Origin of the sequence: Sphingomonas sp. (assembly GCF_035555815.1) — a bacterium.
In the GTDB taxonomy this organism is placed as follows: Bacteria; Pseudomonadota; Alphaproteobacteria; order Sphingomonadales; family Sphingomonadaceae; genus Sphingomonas.
Map to the genome: position 1 here is coordinate 1 of NZ_DATMGG010000116.1, position 16,282 is coordinate 16,282.

The 16,282-nt window shown below is 69.8% G+C and carries 13 protein-coding genes; 6 read left to right on the forward strand and 7 right to left on the reverse strand.

Features of this window, described 5'->3' with window-relative positions; all coding sequences use genetic code 11:
• Positions 1 to 24 precede the first annotated feature (24 nt).
• Positions 25 to 699, forward strand: a complete 675-nt coding sequence (gene bla, locus VNR91_RS06470; protein WP_414712385.1) for a class A beta-lactamase — start codon at positions 25 to 27, stop codon at positions 697 to 699.
• Between the two features lie 384 nt (positions 700 to 1,083).
• On the opposite strand, the gene hemA is transcribed toward bla, so the two are convergent.
• The gene (hemA, locus tag VNR91_RS06475; RefSeq protein WP_325489954.1) at positions 1,084 to 2,328 is read right to left on the reverse strand and encodes a 5-aminolevulinate synthase; all 1,245 of its coding nucleotides are present in this window, start codon (positions 2,326 to 2,328) and stop codon (positions 1,084 to 1,086) included.
• A 153-nt stretch (positions 2,329 to 2,481) separates the two neighbouring features.
• Here hemA and VNR91_RS06480 point away from each other — a divergent pair, with 153 nt between their 5' ends.
• A complete protein-coding gene (locus tag VNR91_RS06480; protein WP_325489955.1) occupies positions 2,482 to 2,634 on the forward strand; it encodes a hypothetical protein in 153 nt (50 codons plus the stop codon).
• A gap of 81 nt (positions 2,635 to 2,715) precedes the next feature.
• Here the strand turns inward: VNR91_RS06480 and VNR91_RS06485 are convergent, their stop codons facing one another.
• Genes VNR91_RS06485 through VNR91_RS06500 form a run of 4 tightly spaced genes read right to left on the reverse strand, consistent with a single transcriptional unit; the run spans position 2,716 to position 8,412 of the window.
• Positions 2,716 to 3,933 (reverse strand): TolC family protein, encoded by a 1,218-nt coding sequence (locus tag VNR91_RS06485; protein ID WP_325489956.1) that lies wholly within the window; start codon positions 3,931 to 3,933, stop codon positions 2,716 to 2,718.
• Entirely contained in the window at positions 3,930 to 4,229 is a 300-nt protein-coding gene (locus VNR91_RS06490; RefSeq protein ID WP_325489957.1) for a DUF3240 domain-containing protein, read from the reverse strand. The genes VNR91_RS06485 and VNR91_RS06490 overlap by 4 nt, the downstream gene beginning before the upstream one ends.
• Positions 4,226 to 7,297 carry a CusA/CzcA family heavy metal efflux RND transporter gene (locus VNR91_RS06495; protein ID WP_325489958.1) on the reverse strand — a complete coding sequence of 1,024 codons (3,072 nt, stop codon included), beginning with the start codon at positions 7,295 to 7,297 and terminating at the stop codon, positions 4,226 to 4,228. Before VNR91_RS06495 ends, VNR91_RS06490 begins: the two co-directional genes overlap by 4 nt.
• Entirely contained in the window at positions 7,297 to 8,412 is a 1,116-nt protein-coding gene (locus VNR91_RS06500; RefSeq protein WP_325489959.1) for an efflux RND transporter periplasmic adaptor subunit, read from the reverse strand. The genes VNR91_RS06495 and VNR91_RS06500 overlap by 1 nt, the downstream gene beginning before the upstream one ends.
• A gap of 75 nt (positions 8,413 to 8,487) precedes the next feature.
• Between VNR91_RS06500 and VNR91_RS06505 the strand changes: the two genes are divergently transcribed.
• On the forward strand, positions 8,488 to 9,141 hold the full coding sequence (locus VNR91_RS06505) for a response regulator transcription factor (RefSeq protein WP_325489960.1): 654 nt from the start codon (positions 8,488 to 8,490) through the stop codon (positions 9,139 to 9,141).
• Positions 9,138 to 10,454: a sensor histidine kinase gene (locus tag VNR91_RS06510; RefSeq protein WP_325489961.1), complete on the forward strand. Its 1,317-nt coding sequence runs from the start codon at positions 9,138 to 9,140 to the stop codon at positions 10,452 to 10,454. The genes VNR91_RS06505 and VNR91_RS06510 overlap by 4 nt, the downstream gene beginning before the upstream one ends.
• Before the next feature lie 18 nt (positions 10,455 to 10,472).
• Here VNR91_RS06510 and VNR91_RS06515 read toward each other — a convergent pair whose 3' ends face one another.
• Both VNR91_RS06515 and VNR91_RS06520 read right to left on the reverse strand, forming a co-directional pair.
• On the reverse strand, positions 10,473 to 10,940 hold the full coding sequence (locus VNR91_RS06515; protein WP_325489962.1) for a cupin domain-containing protein: 468 nt from the start codon (positions 10,938 to 10,940) through the stop codon (positions 10,473 to 10,475).
• A 29-nt stretch (positions 10,941 to 10,969) separates the two neighbouring features.
• A complete protein-coding gene (locus VNR91_RS06520) occupies positions 10,970 to 11,482 on the reverse strand; it encodes a RidA family protein (RefSeq protein ID WP_325489963.1) in 513 nt (170 codons plus the stop codon).
• 311 nt (positions 11,483 to 11,793) lie between these two features.
• Here VNR91_RS06520 and VNR91_RS06525 point away from each other — a divergent pair, with 311 nt between their 5' ends.
• Both VNR91_RS06525 and VNR91_RS06530 read left to right on the forward strand, forming a co-directional pair.
• Positions 11,794 to 14,607 (forward strand): M14 metallopeptidase family protein, encoded by a 2,814-nt coding sequence (locus tag VNR91_RS06525; RefSeq protein ID WP_325489964.1) that lies wholly within the window; start codon positions 11,794 to 11,796, stop codon positions 14,605 to 14,607.
• A gap of 117 nt (positions 14,608 to 14,724) precedes the next feature.
• Positions 14,725 to 15,993, forward strand: coding sequence for a dipeptidase (locus VNR91_RS06530; RefSeq protein ID WP_325489965.1), 1,269 nt, complete (start codon positions 14,725 to 14,727; stop codon positions 15,991 to 15,993).
• Positions 15,994 to 16,282: the final 289 nt, after the last annotated feature.

A 16,282-nucleotide genomic window follows, 5' to 3' on the forward strand; every position in this document is an offset into this window, starting at 1 on the left:
CAGCGCGGCGACGAGCGGTTTCCGATGTGCAGCACCTTCAAATTTCTATTGAGTAGCGCGGTGCTGCACGGCGCCGACCAGGGCCGGCTGCGGATGGACGCGACGTTGCCGGTGCGGCGCAGCGACATCGTCAGCCATTCGCCGGTCACCAGCCGGCATGTCGGCGCGCGGATGACGTTGGCGCAACTCTGCCACGCGACAATGACCGAGAGCGACAATGGCGCCGCCAACCTGCTGCTGACCCAGGTGGCTGGCCCCGCGGGGGTGACGCGCTTCGTCCGCGCGATCGGTGACGGTACCACTCGCCTCGACCGGATCGAGCCGATCCTGAACGAAGCGTCGCCCGGCGATCCGCGCGATACCACCACCCCGCTGGCGATGCTCCATTCGCTGAACGCGCTGACGCTGGGGCGGGTGCTGCGCCCGGCATCACGCCAGACGCTGATCGGCTGGATGATCGCCAACCGCACCGGCGACACCCGGTTGCGCGCCGGACTGCCGGCCGGCTGGCGCGCCGCCGACAAGACCGGTGCCGGGGCGCATGGCAGCAACAATGATATCGGGCTGTTGTGGCCCCGCGGGCGCCGGCCGGTGCTGGTCACATCCTATCTGACCGAGAGCCGCGCCGACGACGCGACGCTGGCCGCCACCCATGCCGAGGTGGCGCGGGCGATCGTGGCGGTGGTGGCGCGGGGATAGGGCGGAATCGTCGGCATGCGCCCGCGCGGGCGGGAGCGTTGGCGGGCGCAGTCCTCGATTACCCGGCGTTCCTGCCTTCGCAGGGGCACGGCGTCTTGTTCTCCCGCGAAACTGCGAAGCCGCGAAGAAGGGTGAGAAGAAGTCTGGTTCGCGCGGAGACGCGGAGGCGCGGAGGTGTTCCGCTTGTCGCGCTGTCTCGCGTCAGTCAGACATTCAAATTCGTGGCGAGCGCCTTGCCTGAAGGCCGCTAGCGCGGCTGGCTGTGCGGCACGCGAGATCCCTCCGCGCCTCCGCGCGAACCGAATCTACCTTCTTCGCGGCTTCGCGTGAACCAAGGCGCCACAATCCGCCCCGTCACGATCCTATTCCAATCGGGTTCCGACCCTAGGCCGCCAGCCGCAGCTCCAGCCGGCCCCATATCTCGACCAGCGCGTCGACCAGCTCGCGCATCATCGCGCTGTCGTGGGTCGGGCCGGGGGTGAAGCGCAGCCGTTCGGTGCCGCGCGGCACCGTCGGGTAATTGATCGGCTGGACGTAGACGCCATATTCGGCGAGCAGGATGTCGCTGATCCGCTTGGCCTTGACCGGATCGCCGACCATCAGCGGGACGATGTGCGTCGTGCTGGGCAGCACCGGCAGCCCGGCGTCGGCCATCATCGCTTTCAGCTCCGCCGCCGCCACCTGCTGACCCTCGCGCTCGACGCTCGATCCCTTGAGGTGGCGGACGCTGGCCAGCGCGCCGGCGACCAGCACCGGCGACAGGCTGGTGGTGAAGATGAAGCCCGGCGCGTAACTGCGGATCACGTCGATGATCGTCTGGTCGGCGGCGATATAGCCGCCCATCACGCCGATCGCCTTGGCCAGCGTACCCTCGATGATCGTCACCCGATCCGCCACCGCGTCGCGATCGGAGATGCCGCCGCCGCGCGCGCCGTACATGCCGACGGCATGGACTTCGTCGAGGTAGGTCAGCGCGTTATACCTGTCGGCGAGGTCGCAGATCGCCGCGATCGGCGCGACGTCGCCGTCCATCGAATAGACGCTCTCGAACGCGATCAGCTTGGGCGCCTGCGGATCGGCGGCGGCCAGCAGTTCCTCGAGATGGGCGAGGTCGTTGTGGCGCCACACCGCCTTTTCGCAGCCGGCATGGCGGATGCCGGCGATCATCGAGGCGTGGTTCAGTTCATCGGAAAAGATGATGCAGCCCGGCAGCACCTTGGCCAGCGTCGACAGCGTCGCCTCGTTCGAGACGTAGCCGCTGGTGAACAGCAGCGCGCCTTCCTTGCCGTGCAGATCGGCGAGTTCGGCCTCGAGGTCGATATGGTAATGGGTATTGCCGCCGATGTTGCGCGTGCCGCCCGATCCGGCGCCGACGTCGTGGAGCGCCTCCTCCATCGCCGCGATCACCTTTGGGTGCTGGCCCATCGCGAGGTAATCGTTGGAGCACCAGACGGTGATCGGCTTCGGCCCGTTATGGCCGGCGAAGCAGCGCGCGTTCGGGAACATGCCCTTGTTGCGCAGAATGTCGATAAAGACGCGGTAGCGCCCTTCGGCGTGCAGACGGTCGATCGCCTGGGAGAAGACCCGCGAATAGTCGACCTTGCGAACGCTCACTTTCTCTTCGTTCATCGCGCCCCTCTAAACCAGCCGATCGCGGTGCACTAGCGGGCATTTTGTCCTATTGCGCCGCCCTGTCACACGACAATTTGCGCGATTTATGTTAATATCCGGGCACCGCAGCGCCGGCCCCGAGTCGCGCCGGCGCCGCGACGGGAAGCCGCCATGCCTGACGCAGCCAATATCACCTATTATCGCCGCCGCGAGGCGCAGGAGCGCGCCGTCGCCGCCCGTGCCGGCGATCCGATGGCGCGCCGGCTGCACCTGGAACTGGCCGACCGCTACCTGACGCTGCTCAAGCTGGCCGCGCCGGCGTAGGGATCACCGTTCGGGTGTAGCGACGCCGCGGCGAAACCGCCGCGCACGCCCGTCCGGTCGCCGCGCCACCGTAGCTGATCGTCACTCGATCCACAGCGTGTGCGAATCGATCCGCAGCTTCAGGATGAGCCGCGCCGCCGCAGCGCGCGCGGTGAGTTCCTGGGCGCGGACCTCATTCGCCTGCCGTTCGGCGTAGAGCCGGTCGGCGAGATCGATCGCGCCCATCTGTTGCCCCCGCGTGGTCAAGGCGGTGGTCTGTTCGGCACGCGCCACCGCATCGCGCGCCGCCGCCCACGCCGTCTGGCGCGCGCGCAGTTCGGCGACGTCGGCGGCGGCGTTGCCGGCGATCTCGCGCTCGACAGCGATCCGTTCGGCGGCGGCGGCGGCGGCGCCGGCACGCGCCTGATCCGCCAGCGCGCGGCGATGCCCGCCGCCCAGCGGCAGCGACGCGACCAGCCCCGCGCCCTGTTCCTGCCCGCCGCGTTCACTGAACAGCCGCACGCCGAACGACGGGTCCGCGACGCGATCGGCGCGGGCGCGGCGCGCGATCACCGACTGGCGCTCGGCCACGCCGACGGCGGCGCCGATTTCATGGCTGCGCGCGACGATCAGCCGCTGAAGCTCCGCCAGGCTTTCGCGCGGCATGGTCGGATCGAGCAGTGGCGGCGGATCGGCGGGGAGCGGCAGATCGGGGAAGCGCGCCTCCAGCAGCGTGCGGGCGCGGTCGCGCGCGGCGATCGCGTCACCCGCCTGCGCCTCGGCCTGCGCCAGCGCGGCGCGTGCCTGCTCCAGCTCCAGCTCGGCGGCATCGCGGACGTCGACGCGGTGCCGGGTCGCATCGACCAGCGCGCGCTGGTTGGCGATCAGCGCCGCCGCGTTGCGGTGCAGCTCCTCCGCCAGCAACCAGTCGTACCACAGCGCGGCGAGTTGCAGCGCCGCCTGATGGCGCGCATCCTCCATGCGATTTTCGGCGATATCGACGCCGAGCGCGCCCGACCGGCGATCGAGCGCGGCCTTGCCCGGCAGGCGGAACGCGCGGGTGACGGTGGCGTCATATTCGGCATAGGTGGCATCGCGATCGACCGAGCGTCGCACCATGCTGCCCTGCACCGTCACCTCATGCGGCCCGCGGCGCAGCGCGTCGCCTTCGGCGCGGGCGGCGTCGACGCGGGCGATGGCGGCCTCGACCGTCGGCTGCGCGTCGAGCGCGCGGATCACCAGCGCCTCCGGCGGCAGGTCGCTGGTCTGCGCGGCCGCCGGGGCGGCGACGCCGGCGAGCAGGCACCATATCCACTTCATTCCACGCGCCCCCCGTCCACGATCGCCACCGTGCGCCAGCGGAACGGCAGCCGCCGGCGCGCGCCGGTGGCGGCGGCCAGCGCATCGTCGACGCGGTCGTCGGGCAGCTCGACCTCGACCGCCATGCGCGTCAGCGTGCCCGCGACCCGCTCCCCGGTCCCCGCATCGCCGAAGTCGCGGCCCAGCACCGCCTGGCGGCTGAGGTGGACAGGCAAGTGCAGCCGGTCGCGGACCGCGGCGGCGACCGCCTCACCATCATGGGCGCTGCAATAGAAGGTGAGTGCGACGCGGCTCATGCGGCCTGCTCCCTGCGGCTTTCGCCGAATCGTTCGTAGAGGATCGGCAGCAGCACCAGCGTCAGCAGCGTCGACGTGACCAGCCCGCCGATCACCACGATCGCCAGCGGTTTCTGGATTTCCGATCCGGGGCCGGTGGCGAACAGCAGCGGCACGAGGCCGAAGGCGGTGATGCTGGCGGTCATCATCACCGGCCGCAGCCGCCGTTCGGCACCGATACGCACCGCCTGCGCCATCGCCACGCCGTCATCGCGCAACTGGCGGAAATAGGCGACGAGGACGAGGCCGTTGAGCACCGCGATGCCGAGCAGCGCGATGAACCCGACCGAGGCTGGCACCGACAGATATTCGCCCGTCGCCCACAGCGCGACGATCCCGCCGACGGCGGCGAACGGGATGTTGGCGAGGATCAGCAACGCGCCGCGCATCGACCGCAGCGTGAGGAACAGGACGAAGAAGATCAGCAGCAGCGCCGCCGGGATCACCAGCATCAAACGCGCCGACGCGCGCTGCTGGTTCTCGAACTGGCCGCCCCACACCAGCCGATAACCGGCGGGCAGGGTGACCTGATCGGCGACCCGCGCCTTTGCCTCATCGACATAGCCGACCAGGTCGCGCCCGGAGACGAACGCCTGCACCAGCGCGTAGCGCGACCCGCTTTCGTGATCGAGCCGGATCGGCCCCTGGGTATGTTCGACGCGGGCGAGATCGCTGACCCGCGCCAGTTCGCCCAACGGGGTGGTCAGCTGAAGGTCGGCGAAGCGGGTGGCGTCGCCGCGCGTGCCGTCGTCGCTGCGGATCACCACCGGCACGCGCTTTTGCCCCTCCGCGACGATGCCGGCCGGCAATCCCTCCAGCTGCGCGCGCAGCGTGTCCTGGAACTGATCGACCGGCATCCCGGCGCGGCCGGCGGCGGCGCGGTCGATGTCGAGCTGGAGATAATCGACCTGATCGTTGGCGACCGTCAGCACCTCTGCCGCGCCGCGCGTCGATTGCAGGACGTGCTGCACCTTGCCCGCCAGATCGGCGAGGGTAGCGAGATCGGGGCCGAAGATCTTGACCGCCAGATCGCCGCGCGCGCCGGTCAGCATCTCCGCCACGCGCATCTCGATCGGCTGGGTGAAGCTGGGGTCGAAGCCGGGCATCCCCTCCAGCGCCGCGCGCATCTGCGCCACCACGAACGTCCGGTCGCCGCGCCATTCCGACGACGGCTTGAGCGTGACGAACAGGTCGGTCTCGTTCAGGCCCATCGGGTCCAGCCCGATCTCGTCGGTGCCGGTGCGCGAGATCACCCCGGTGACTTCGGGCACCTGCGCCATCAGTTCGCGTTCGACGCGCGTCGTCAGCGCCAGCGAGCGATCGAGACCGACGGTGGGCAGCTTGGCGATCTGGATGACCACCGACCCCTCATCCATCGTCGGCATGAAGGTCTTGCCGACCGCGCCATAGGCCAGTCCGGCCAGCACCAGCCCCGCCCCGGCGACGCCGTAGACCACCGTCTTGCGCGCGAACGCCAGACCGAGCAGCTTCGCGTAACCGGGGGCGAGCTTCCTCATGATCCACGGTTCGCCGTGGTGGCCGCTCTTGAGGCCGTAGGAAGCGAGCACCGGCACCAGCGTCAGCGCGAGCAGCAGCGATCCGGCCAGCGCGAACATGATGGTGAGCGCGACCGGGGCGAACAGCTTGCCCTCCAGCCCCTGAAGCGACAGCAGCGGCAGGAACACCAGCGCGATGATGACGAGCCCCGCCGACACCGGCACGATCACCTCCGCCGTCGCGCGGAACACCACGTTGAGGCGCGGCGTCGTGTCATCCTTCGCGTGGTTGAGCCGGTCGACGACGTTCTCGACCACCACCACCGCGCCGTCGACCAGCAGGCCGATCGCGATCGCCAGCCCGCCGAGGCTCATCAGATTGGCCGACAGCCCGATGCCGCGCATGAACAGGAAGGTGGTGAGCGCCGCCATCGGCAGCGTCGCCGCGACGATCGCCGCCGCGCGCCAATCCCCCAGGAACAGGATCAGCAGCACCACCACCAGCACCGTCGCCTCGATCAGCGCCTTGCGCACGGTATCGACCGCGCGTTCGATCAGGTCGGAGCGGTCGTAGAACACCGTCAGCGTGGTGCCTTTCGGCAGGCCCTGTTCCAGTTCGGAAAGGCGCGCGCGGATGCCGTCGACCACCTGCCGCGCATCGGCGCCGCGCAGCGCCATCACCAGCCCCTGCACCGCTTCGCCCTTGCCATGCGCGGTGACGCCGCCGTAGCGGGTCAGCGATCCGGTGCCGACAGTAGCGACATCGCCGACGCGGACGATCCGACCCTCGCGCGCGGTGACCGCCATCTGTTCGATGTCGCCGGCGTCGCGGATCGCGCCGACCGCGCGGACGATCAGCGCCTCTTCCCCCGCCGCGATCCGGCCCGAGCCGTCGTTGCGGTTGCCGCGTTCGATCGCCGCCTTCAGATCATCGACCGACAGCCGCGCCGCCGCCAGCGCGACGGTGTCCGGGCGCACTTCATAGGTGCGGACGTGCCCGCCCAGCGCGTTGACGTCGGCGACGCCGGGCACCGTGCGCAGCGCCGGGCGGATCGTCCAGTCGAGCAGCTCACGCTTGTCCGACAGCGACAGCGGACCGTCGATGGTGAACATGAACACGTCGGACAAAGGGGTGGAGATCGGCGCCATGCCGCCGGTCACCCCGGCCGGCACCGCGTCCATCGCCCCGGCCAGTCGCTCGCCGACCTGTTGCCGCGCCCAATAAATGTCGGTGCCGTCGACGAAATCGATGGTGATGTCGGCGATGGCGTATTTGGCGGTCGATCGCAGCATCGCCTGATTGGGCAGGCCGAGCATTTCCTGCTCAAGCGGGGCGATCACCCGCGTCTCGACCTCCTCCGGCGTCATGCCGGGGGCCTTGAGGATCACCTTGACCTGGGTTTGGGCGATGTTGGGATAGGCGTCGACCGGCAGCGTCGCATAGGCCCACGCGCCGAGCGCGCCGACGCACAGCGTGAGCGCCAGCACGAACAGGCGATACGACAGCGACCAGGCGACCAGCGCGCGCAGCATCAGTCCTGGCCCGCGATCGACTTGAGTTCGCTCATCCCCGCCACGGCGATCCGATCGCCCGGACGCAAGCCGGCGCGGATCACGACACCGCCGTCCGCCTGATCGCCGGTCTCCACCGCGCGCACCGCGACACCATCGGCGGTGCGGACGAACACGCTGGGCTTTCCGTCGACGTCAACCACCGCAGCCGCCGGGACGACGATCGCCCCCGCCGGCGCCGGCGCGAACAGCGTCGCCGGCACCGCGCGGCCTGAAACCACGCCCTCGCCGGCCGGAATGCGCGCGCGCAGCGTCGCCGAGCGGGTGTGCGGGTCGATCACGCTGCCGACGCTGGTCACCTCGCCGCGCACGTCGCCGGGCAGCCGCACCGCCATGCCGGGGCGGACCTGCCCGATCAGCCGTTCGGGCAATTGCGCGGTCAGTTCGTAGCGGCTGGCCGCGTCGATCACATAGGCCGAGGTCGCCTCGCTGACCGGACTGCCGGTCTGGATCGACGCGGTGGTGATCTTGCCGGCGATCGGCGCGGTCAGCGTGTAGCTGCCCTTTTCCGGGGCGCCGTTTACCAGCCGCACGATCCGGCGCTGTTCGTTGAGTTCGGCGCTCGCCTCGCGCAGCGCGGCGCGCGCCTCGTCGGCGCGAGCGCCGGCGATGATGCCTTCGCGCGCGAGCTGGCCGAGGCGGCGTTCGTTGGCGCGCGCCACCGCGACACGGGCGGAGGCCTGCTCGATCCCGGCGGCCAGCGTGAACATCTCACGCGCGGCGATCACCGCCAGCGGCTGACCGGCGCGCACGCTGTCGCCCTCGACCACCAGGGTGCGGGTGACGACGCCGGGGATGACCGCGGCGACCGCGACGCGCGCGTTGGGCGGCGGCGCCAGCGTCGCCGGGACGGTGGCGATCGGCAGCGCATCGACCGCCTCGACCGCGGCGAAGCGCACGCCGATCCGCGCCGCCTCCGCCGCGGTCAGCCGCAGCGTTCCCGCCGGGGCGGCGGCCGGCGCGGCGTCGTTGGCGGATTCGGGTGCGGCGGCATTGCCAGCGGTGCCATCACCCCCGCCACAGCCCGCCAGCGCGCCAAGCAGCGCCAGCAGCGGCCAATGCCGATTTCCAACCATCGCAGCGCCCCCGATCCTGTTCGCGAGTGCAGCAACTAGCTTCGCATCCTGTCAGAATCCTGTCAGGAACCGGCGATGCGAATCCTGATCGTGGAAGACGAGGCCGAACTGGCGCAGCGCATGGTCGCCAACCTGACGCGGCACGGCATGACCTGTGAATGGCTGGCCAACGGCGAGGACGCGGTCGGCTTTGCCGGCGACGGATTCAGCGTTCTGGTGGTCGATCTTGGCCTGCCCGGCATGTCGGGCATCGCGCTGGTACGTGCGGTGCGCGCGCGCGGCGTCGCCACGCCGATCCTGATCCTGACCGCGCGCAGCGGGTGGCAGGAAAAGGTCGAGGGGCTGAACGCCGGCGCCGATGACTTCATCGTCAAGCCCGTGCGGACCGAGGAACTGGTCGCGCGGCTGCATGCGCTGGCACGGCGCGCCGCCGGGCACAGCGCCACGCGCGTCGCCGCCGGCGGAGTCGCCATCGACACCGCGACGGGCGAGGCGTGGCTCGACGAGGCGCCGCTGGCGCTCACCGCCGGCGAGTTCCGGCTGCTGCAGCTGCTGCTGTACAACGCCGGCCGCACGCTCACCCGCACCGCGATCCTCGACAATCTCTACCGCCTCGACAGCGACCGCGACGCGAATGCGATCGAGGTGCTGGTCGGGCGGCTGCGGCGCAAGATCGGGCGCGAGCGCATCGTCACCGTGCGCGGGCTGGGCTATCGGTTCGCGGCATGACCAGCGGGGTGCGCAACAGCCTGAAGTTCCGCCTGATCGTCGGCTCCGCGATCGGCGTGGTCGCCGCGGTGCTGCTCGCCGGGCTGTTCATCGGCAATCTCTACCGCGTCCACACCACCAACCGCTACGAAGCCGAACTGGACCACCATGTCGACGAACTGGTCGCGATGATCAGGGTCGGCGCCGACGGCCGGCCGCGCGTCATCCATTCGCTGTCCGATCCGCAGTTCGCGATTCCGCGCTCGGGGCTGTACTGGCAGGTCGAGCAGGCCGGTACGCTGCTGCGATCGCCGTCGCTGGCCGGATCGCTGCGGCTGACCCCCGCCGCCGACAACGCGTGGCATCGCGGCTTCGCCGCCAACGCGCAGGTGCGGCAACGCAGCGTGCGGGTGACGATCGAAGGGCGGCCGACGGTGGTCACGATCGCGTCGTTGCAGCACCTGCTCGACGAACAGGTCGCGCATTTCGCCGGTGATCTGGCGCTGTCGATGGGCGCGGTGTGCGTGCTGCTGCTGGGCGGCGCGGGGCTGCTGGTCCGATTCGGGTTGGCGCCGGTGCGGCGGTTGAGCGAGGACGTCGACCGTCTGCGTAACGGCGAGACCGAACGGCTGGATCCGGCGGTGCCGACCGAATTCGCGCCGATCGTCACCCGATTCAACGCGCTGCTGGAGGGACAGGCGCAGCTGATCACCCGCGCGCGGACCGAATCGGGCAATCTGGCGCATAATCTGCGCACCCCGCTTGCGCTGATCAGCGACGAGGCCGAGCAATTGCGGCTGTCCGGGCAGGTCGCCAGCGCCGATTTCCTGCTGGCGCGCTGCGCGGCGATGCAGCTCCAGATCGATCACCATCTGGCCCGTGCCGCCGCCGCCGGCACGCGCGGCGCGGGCACGCTGACCGAGGTCGCGCCGCTGCTCGCCCCGATCCTGGACGCGTTGCAGCGGCTGCACGCGCGCGCCGAGGTGCGGGTGACGATCCAGCTGCCCGACGGGCTGCGCCTGCCGTGCGATCGCGGCGACCTGGCCGAGATCCTGTCGAACCTGATCGACAACGCCTTCAAATGGACGTCGCGCAGCGTGATCATCGCCGGCGGGCCCAGCCATATTCAAGTGCGCGACGACGGGCCGGGCATCCCCCACCCGCAGCGCGCGGCGGCAATGGCGGTGGGAACGCGCCTCAACCCCGATGTGCCGGGCACCGGACTGGGGCTGGCGGCGACGGCGGATCTGCTGCGCTTCTATGGCGGCCGGCTGATGCTGGACGAGGCACCGGAGGGCGGATTGAGCGCCACCGCCAGCTTCGCGCCGGAATAGCGCGGCGGCCGGGGCCGGCTACTCCGCGCGCGGCACGTACATCGACATCAGCACCAGCGCCTTGCCGTCGATCTGGCTGAACCAGTGCGCGGTCTTTTCGGGGATGATGAACACGTCGCCCTTGGCGACGGTGCGCGCCTGTCCGTCGCTGATCGCGCTGCCCGCCAGATTGGCCGCGTCCTTGCGGCTCTGGTCGACCAGCGTGCCGCCGGTCACCAGCGTGCCCGACCCTTCGAGCACGACGAAAAACTCGGCGCGATCCTCATGCAGCGCCGCCGGCATCGCGCGGGTCCGGTACTCCAGGCTGGCCTTGTACGGCGCGAGCGCGATCAGGCCCGCCGCGGGCGATGTTCCGCTGCGCTCCGCCTCCGCGATCCGCGCCCGGATATCGGCGGCGGAGATATAGGTGCCGGCGTCCTGCGCGATCGCCGGGGTCGCGATTGTGGCAAGGGCGATCGAAAGCCCGCCCCCCGTGAATCGGTTCATCCTCATCCTCCCTGTCGTGCGGGCGCGGGTCATCGCACCTTGGCGGCGGTCGCGTCGATCTCGACCAGAAAGTGCGGCGCGCCCAGCGCGACGATCTGCACCGTGGTGCGCGCGACCAGATTGGGGTTTTCCGCCGTGCCGAAAAAGCTGCGATAGGCGGCGTTCATCCCCGCCAGATCGGCCTTGCCCCCCAGACGCGGATCGCCGACCAGATAGACCGTCAACCGCACCACGTCGGACAGCGCATAGCCCCGCGCGGCCAGCGCGTCCTTGATCCGGTTGAGCGTGCTGATCGTCTGGGTGCGGGTGTCGCCGAACGCCTCCAGCCCGTCCTGCGCGCGGGCCGGGTCGATCGGCGCGGGCACCATCCCGCTCAGCATCAGCAACTCGGCGCCTGGCGGGATTGTCACTCCCTGCAGGATGATCGCGTCCGGGTTGACCGGGTTGGCGTGGCGCGTGATCGCGGCCGATTGGGCGAGCGCCGGCCCCGTCCAGCCCAGCGCCATCGCCAGCATCGCGCCCGCCGCCGTCCGCCAGCCCATGTTCCGTCCGGTGTTTCGCATCGTCACCCCCCTGTCGACCTGTCCCGCGTCGCCGCAGCCCGGCGCGCATCCTGCCCGCTTGCACCGCCGGGGACCAGTGTTGACAGAGTCGAACAGCGACACGCAATAAAATAACCTTGGCACGGGGGCGGGAATCGATATGTCTTGGTCACGAGTCAGCGCGCAGGCCCCGCAAGAGCGGCCGGCGCGAGGGTCTATCGGCGGCGGCGCCTCCACCCGGTCAAGGGCGGTCGCGACGGCGGAATCGTAGCGCCGGGCGTGATCGCGCCCGGTTACCAAATGGGGGATAGATGCGTCATTTTCTGCTTGCCACCTCGGCCCTGGCCCTGACCGTAACGGGAGGCGGGGCGCTCCAGGCGCAGGACGCGCCGGCCACGCGCGCCGGCATCACCGCCCCCAAGGACATGCTGGGGGTCGAACCCGGTTCCGACTATTACCTCGCCAACTACACCCAGATCACCGCCTGGCTGCAAAAGGTCGCCGGCGAGAGCGACCGGATGAAACTGGTCAGCATCGGCAAGACCGCCGAGGGGCGCGAGCAATATATGGCGGTGGTCTCCTCCCCCGCCAACCTCGCCCGGCTGGACCATTACAAGGAGATCGCGCGCAAGCTGGCGCTGGCCGACGGGATCGACGACGCCCAGGCGAAGCAGCTCGCCGCGGAAGGGCGCTCGATCGTGTGGATCGACGCCGGGCTCCATGCCGACGAGGTGGTCAACGGCCAGACCCACATCCAGATCATCCACGAGATGCTGACGCGCAACGACCCCGAGACGCTGCGCCTGCTGGGCGACGACATCATGCTGTTCGCCTTCGCCAACCCCGACGGGCTGGAGCGGATGGCCAACTGGTACATGCGCGAGGCCGATCCGACCAAGCGCCGCAACGCCAACCTGCCGGTGCTGTATCAAAAGTACATCGGCCACGACAACAATCGCGACAGCTTCATGTCGACCCAGCCCGAGACGACCAACATCAACCGCGCGAGCTATCGCGAGTGGTTTCCGCAGATCGTCTACAACGAGCATCAGACCGGGCCGGCGGGCACGGTGGTGTTCATCCCGCCGTTCCGCGATCCGTACAACTACAACAACGATCCGCTGGTCACCAACCAGACCGACGTGCTGGGCATGGCGATGCACGGGCGGCTGATTTCGGAGGGCAAGTTCGGATCGATCATGCGGTCGGGCGCGCCCTATTCGACCTGGTTCAACGGCAGCGTCCGCACCGTCGGCTATTTCCACAACGTCGTCGGCATCCTGACCGAGATCATCGGCGATCCGACGCCGATGGAGATCCCGTTCGTGCCGCGCAACCAGTTGCCGCGCGGCGACATCGCCGCGCCGATCGCGCCGCAGAAATGGCATTTCCAGCAGTCGATCGACTATGTGAAGACGATGGACCGCGCGGTGCTCGACTATGCGTCGCGCTATCGCGAGACGGTGCTCTACAACCGCTACGTCATGGCGCGGAACCAGATCACCAAGGGCAGCGAGGACAGCTGGATCGTCACGCCGAAGCAGATCGACGCGGTCACCACCGCCGCCGATCGCGACAAATTGTGGAAGGACGACCCCAACCGCCCGGATCAGGCACGCCAGGTCGTCGATACCAAGCTTTATGCGTCGGTATTGCAGGATCCCGCCAAGCGGGCGCCGCGCGCGTTCATCATCCCGGCCGACCGCCAGCGCGACATGCCGACCACGGTGCGGTTCCTCAACACGCTGATCAAGAACGGGGTGGAGGTGCAGCAGGCGCCGGCGGCGTTCGACTTCGACGGCAAGAGCTACCCCGCCGGTTCCTATGTCGTGCGCTCCGACCAGGCGTTTCGCCCGCACGTCCTCGACATGTTCGAGCCGCAGGACCATCCGCAGGACTTCGCCTATCCGGGCGGCCCGCCGCTGCGCCCGTATGACGTCACCGGCTATAACCTGTCCTATCAGATGGACGTGACGTTCGACCGCGCGCTCGACGGCGCGCCGCCGCGCTTCCCCGCGGTCCCCGACGTGATCGACGCGCCGCCCGCCGGCCGCGTGATCGGCGACGGCAAGGCCGGCTTCGTCGTCAGCCATGCCACCACCAACAGCTTCATCCTGACCAACCGCCTGCTCAAGGCGAGGCTGCCGGTGTTCTGGATGACGTCGGCGATCGAGGCGGGCGGCGAGACGCTGGCCCCCGGCGCGATCTGGATCCCGGCATCGGCGCAGGCGCGCGCGATCGTCGCCAGCGCGGCGCCGGCGCTGGGCATCGACGCCCATGCGGTCGACGCCCGCCCGGCCGGCGACACCATCGCGCTGAAGCCGGTGCGGATCGGGCTGGTCGACCTGTACGGCGGATCGATGGCGTCTGGCTGGACCCGCTGGATCTTCGACCAGTATGAATTCCCGTACACCAAGGTGTTCCCGCAGGAACTCGACAAGGGCGGGCTCGACCGCAAGTACGACGTGCTGATCTTCCAGGGCGACACGATCCCGGCGCGGGCACGACGCCAGCCCGACGCGGCCGAGATTCCGGCCGAGTATCGCGCGACGCTGGGCCAGATCACGGCGGACAAGACCTATCCGCAGATCGCCGCCTTTGCCAAGGCGGGCGGCACCGTGCTCGCGCTCGGCAACGCCACCTCGATCGGCGAGAAGATCGGGCTGCCGGTGACCAACGCGCTCACCACCGCAGAGGCGGACGGCAAGCGCACGCCGCTGCCCGGCACCAAATTCTATGTGCCGGGTGCGATCCTGTCGATGAAGGTCAATGTCGCCGACCCGCTGGCCTATGGCATGACCGAGACCACCGACGTCTTCTACAGCAACAACCCCACCTTTACGCTGGCGGCGGGCGACAAGACGGTGAACCGGGTATCGTGGTTCGACAGCGACGATCCGCTGCGTTCGGGATGGGCGTGGGGCCAGAAGGCGCTGAACGGCACCACCGCGATCGTCGACGCGACGCTGGGCAAGGGCCGCGTGTTCCTGATCGGGCCGGAAGTCACCCAGCGCGGCCAGCCGCATCCCACCTTCAAGTTCCTGTTCAACGGCATCCTCTACGGCCCGAGCAAGGCGGCCACCCGCGTCGCGGCGACCACCCCCGCCGCGCGCGCCGCCGACTGACCGGTGCGGCCGGGCCGGCGGCGCTCCGCCGGCCCGAGCCCGGTTCCCCGCGCACGGGCCGCGGACATCGCCACATCACCAGTTTCACCTTGTCGATGGCCGAAATTCCCGTCCATCATGGCTAGCGCCAGACCATCGACCCGAACCGCAAGGAGAAGACCGATTTCCCTTCCCATCCGACTGCTCATCGCGGCCAGCGCGATCGCCACGCTCGCCGCCGCGCCCGACGATGCCCGCAAGGTGCATGACGCGGCGATCGTGCTCGACAGCCATTTCGACACGCCCGCCAACCTGGGTCGGCCCGGCTGGAGCATCATCGACCGCCACAGCTTTGCCGAGGACGGCGATCAGGTCGACTGGCCGCGCATGGTCGACAGCGGCGTCGACGGCGGCTTCTTCGCCATCTTTACCGGGCAGGGCGCGCGCGACGAAGCGGGCGATCATGCCGCGCGCGACGCCGCGCTGGTGCGCGCGGTGCAGATCCGCGAGATGGTCGCCAAGCATTCCGACAAGTTCGCGCTGGCGCTGACGGCCGACGACGCGCGCCGGATCGCCGCCGAAGGCAAGCGGATCGTGTTCATCAGCATGGAGAACGGATCGCCGTTCGCCGGCGACCTGTCGCTGATGCGCACCTTCCGCGCGCTGGGGGCGACGACGATGGGCGCGGTGCATACGCGCAACAACGACCTGGCCGACAGCGCCACCGACAAGCCCGAATGGAACGGCCTGTCGCCCAAGGGCAAGCAGTTCGTGGCGGACGCCAATCGGCTGGGCGTGCTGATCGACGCGTCCCACGCCTCCGACGATGCGACGCTGCAGATGGCGCAATTGTCCAAGACCCCGATCATCCTGACGCATTCGGGGATGCGCGGCGTCTACAACCATCCGCGCAACGTGCCCGACGCGGTGGCGAAGGCCGTTGCGGCCAAGGGCGGCGTGATCCAGATCAACGCGTTCAGCGGCTATATGATCGATCAGCAGAAGATCCCGGAGCGCGACGCCGCGATGGCCGAGTTGCGCCAGCAGTTCGGCCGCGCCTCGACCCCCGAGCAGCGGCGCGCGATGATCGCCAAGCGCAAGGAGATCGACGCGCGCTGGCCGGTCAAGCGCGCGACGTTCGATGATGTCATCAAGCACATCGTCTATGCGGTCCGGCTGGTCGGGATCGACCACGTCGGCATCAGCGGCGACTTCGACGGCGGCGGCGGCGTCGAGGGGCTGGACGACATCACCGGCTATCCCAACGTCACGGCGGCGTTGCTGAAGGCGGGGTTCAGCCAGTCGGACGTCAACAAATTCTGGGGCGGCAACGCGCTGCGCGCGATCGCCGCGGCGCAGGCAGCCGCCGAGCCGGGCGCGGTCCCGGCCGTTCCGGTCACCCGGTAATCGAAACCCGGCGTGCTGCCCGCCAGCACGCCGGCCCGACGCAATCGCCGCGCGGGACAGGGATGCCTGTTCCGCGCGGCGCCCGTCCGGGCGCTCGCCCCGCGACCTGACCCCGCGCGAACCGGCGCACCGCCCCCCGTCACGGCGTCCGCGCCGATCGCGCCTGTGAAATCATGGGTTTGGCGCATCGCGCGGAATGGCGTTATGCTGGGTCATGAGCCACGCTTTTCTCCCCGGCGCTCGCCCTTCCCCCGCTCTCGTATCGCGCCGCCGCGCGCTGGCGATGCTC

Bases quoted from the DNA above. Each gene is read 5' to 3' on its own strand.
- bla (WP_414712385.1), top strand. From the start codon at position 25: ATGTGCAGCACCTTCAAATTTCTATTGAGTAGCGCGGTGCTGCACGGC.
- hemA (WP_325489954.1), bottom strand. From the start codon at position 2,328: ATGAACGAAGAGAAAGTGAGCGTTCGCAAGGTCGACTATTCGCGGGTC.
- VNR91_RS06480 (WP_325489955.1), top strand. From the start codon at position 2,482: ATGCCTGACGCAGCCAATATCACCTATTATCGCCGCCGCGAGGCGCAG.
- VNR91_RS06485 (WP_325489956.1), bottom strand. From the start codon at position 3,933: ATGAAGTGGATATGGTGCCTGCTCGCCGGCGTCGCCGCCCCGGCGGCC.
- VNR91_RS06490 (WP_325489957.1), bottom strand. From the start codon at position 4,229: ATGAGCCGCGTCGCACTCACCTTCTATTGCAGCGCCCATGATGGTGAG.
- VNR91_RS06495 (WP_325489958.1), bottom strand. From the start codon at position 7,297: ATGCTGCGCGCGCTGGTCGCCTGGTCGCTGTCGTATCGCCTGTTCGTG.
- VNR91_RS06500 (WP_325489959.1), bottom strand. From the start codon at position 8,412: ATGGTTGGAAATCGGCATTGGCCGCTGCTGGCGCTGCTTGGCGCGCTG.
- VNR91_RS06505 (WP_325489960.1), top strand. From the start codon at position 8,488: ATGCGAATCCTGATCGTGGAAGACGAGGCCGAACTGGCGCAGCGCATG.
- VNR91_RS06510 (WP_325489961.1), top strand. From the start codon at position 9,138: ATGACCAGCGGGGTGCGCAACAGCCTGAAGTTCCGCCTGATCGTCGGC.
- VNR91_RS06515 (WP_325489962.1), bottom strand. From the start codon at position 10,940: ATGAACCGATTCACGGGGGGCGGGCTTTCGATCGCCCTTGCCACAATC.
- VNR91_RS06520 (WP_325489963.1), bottom strand. From the start codon at position 11,482: ATGGGCTGGCGGACGGCGGCGGGCGCGATGCTGGCGATGGCGCTGGGC.
- VNR91_RS06525 (WP_325489964.1), top strand. From the start codon at position 11,794: ATGCGTCATTTTCTGCTTGCCACCTCGGCCCTGGCCCTGACCGTAACG.
- VNR91_RS06530 (WP_325489965.1), top strand. From the start codon at position 14,725: ATGGCTAGCGCCAGACCATCGACCCGAACCGCAAGGAGAAGACCGATT.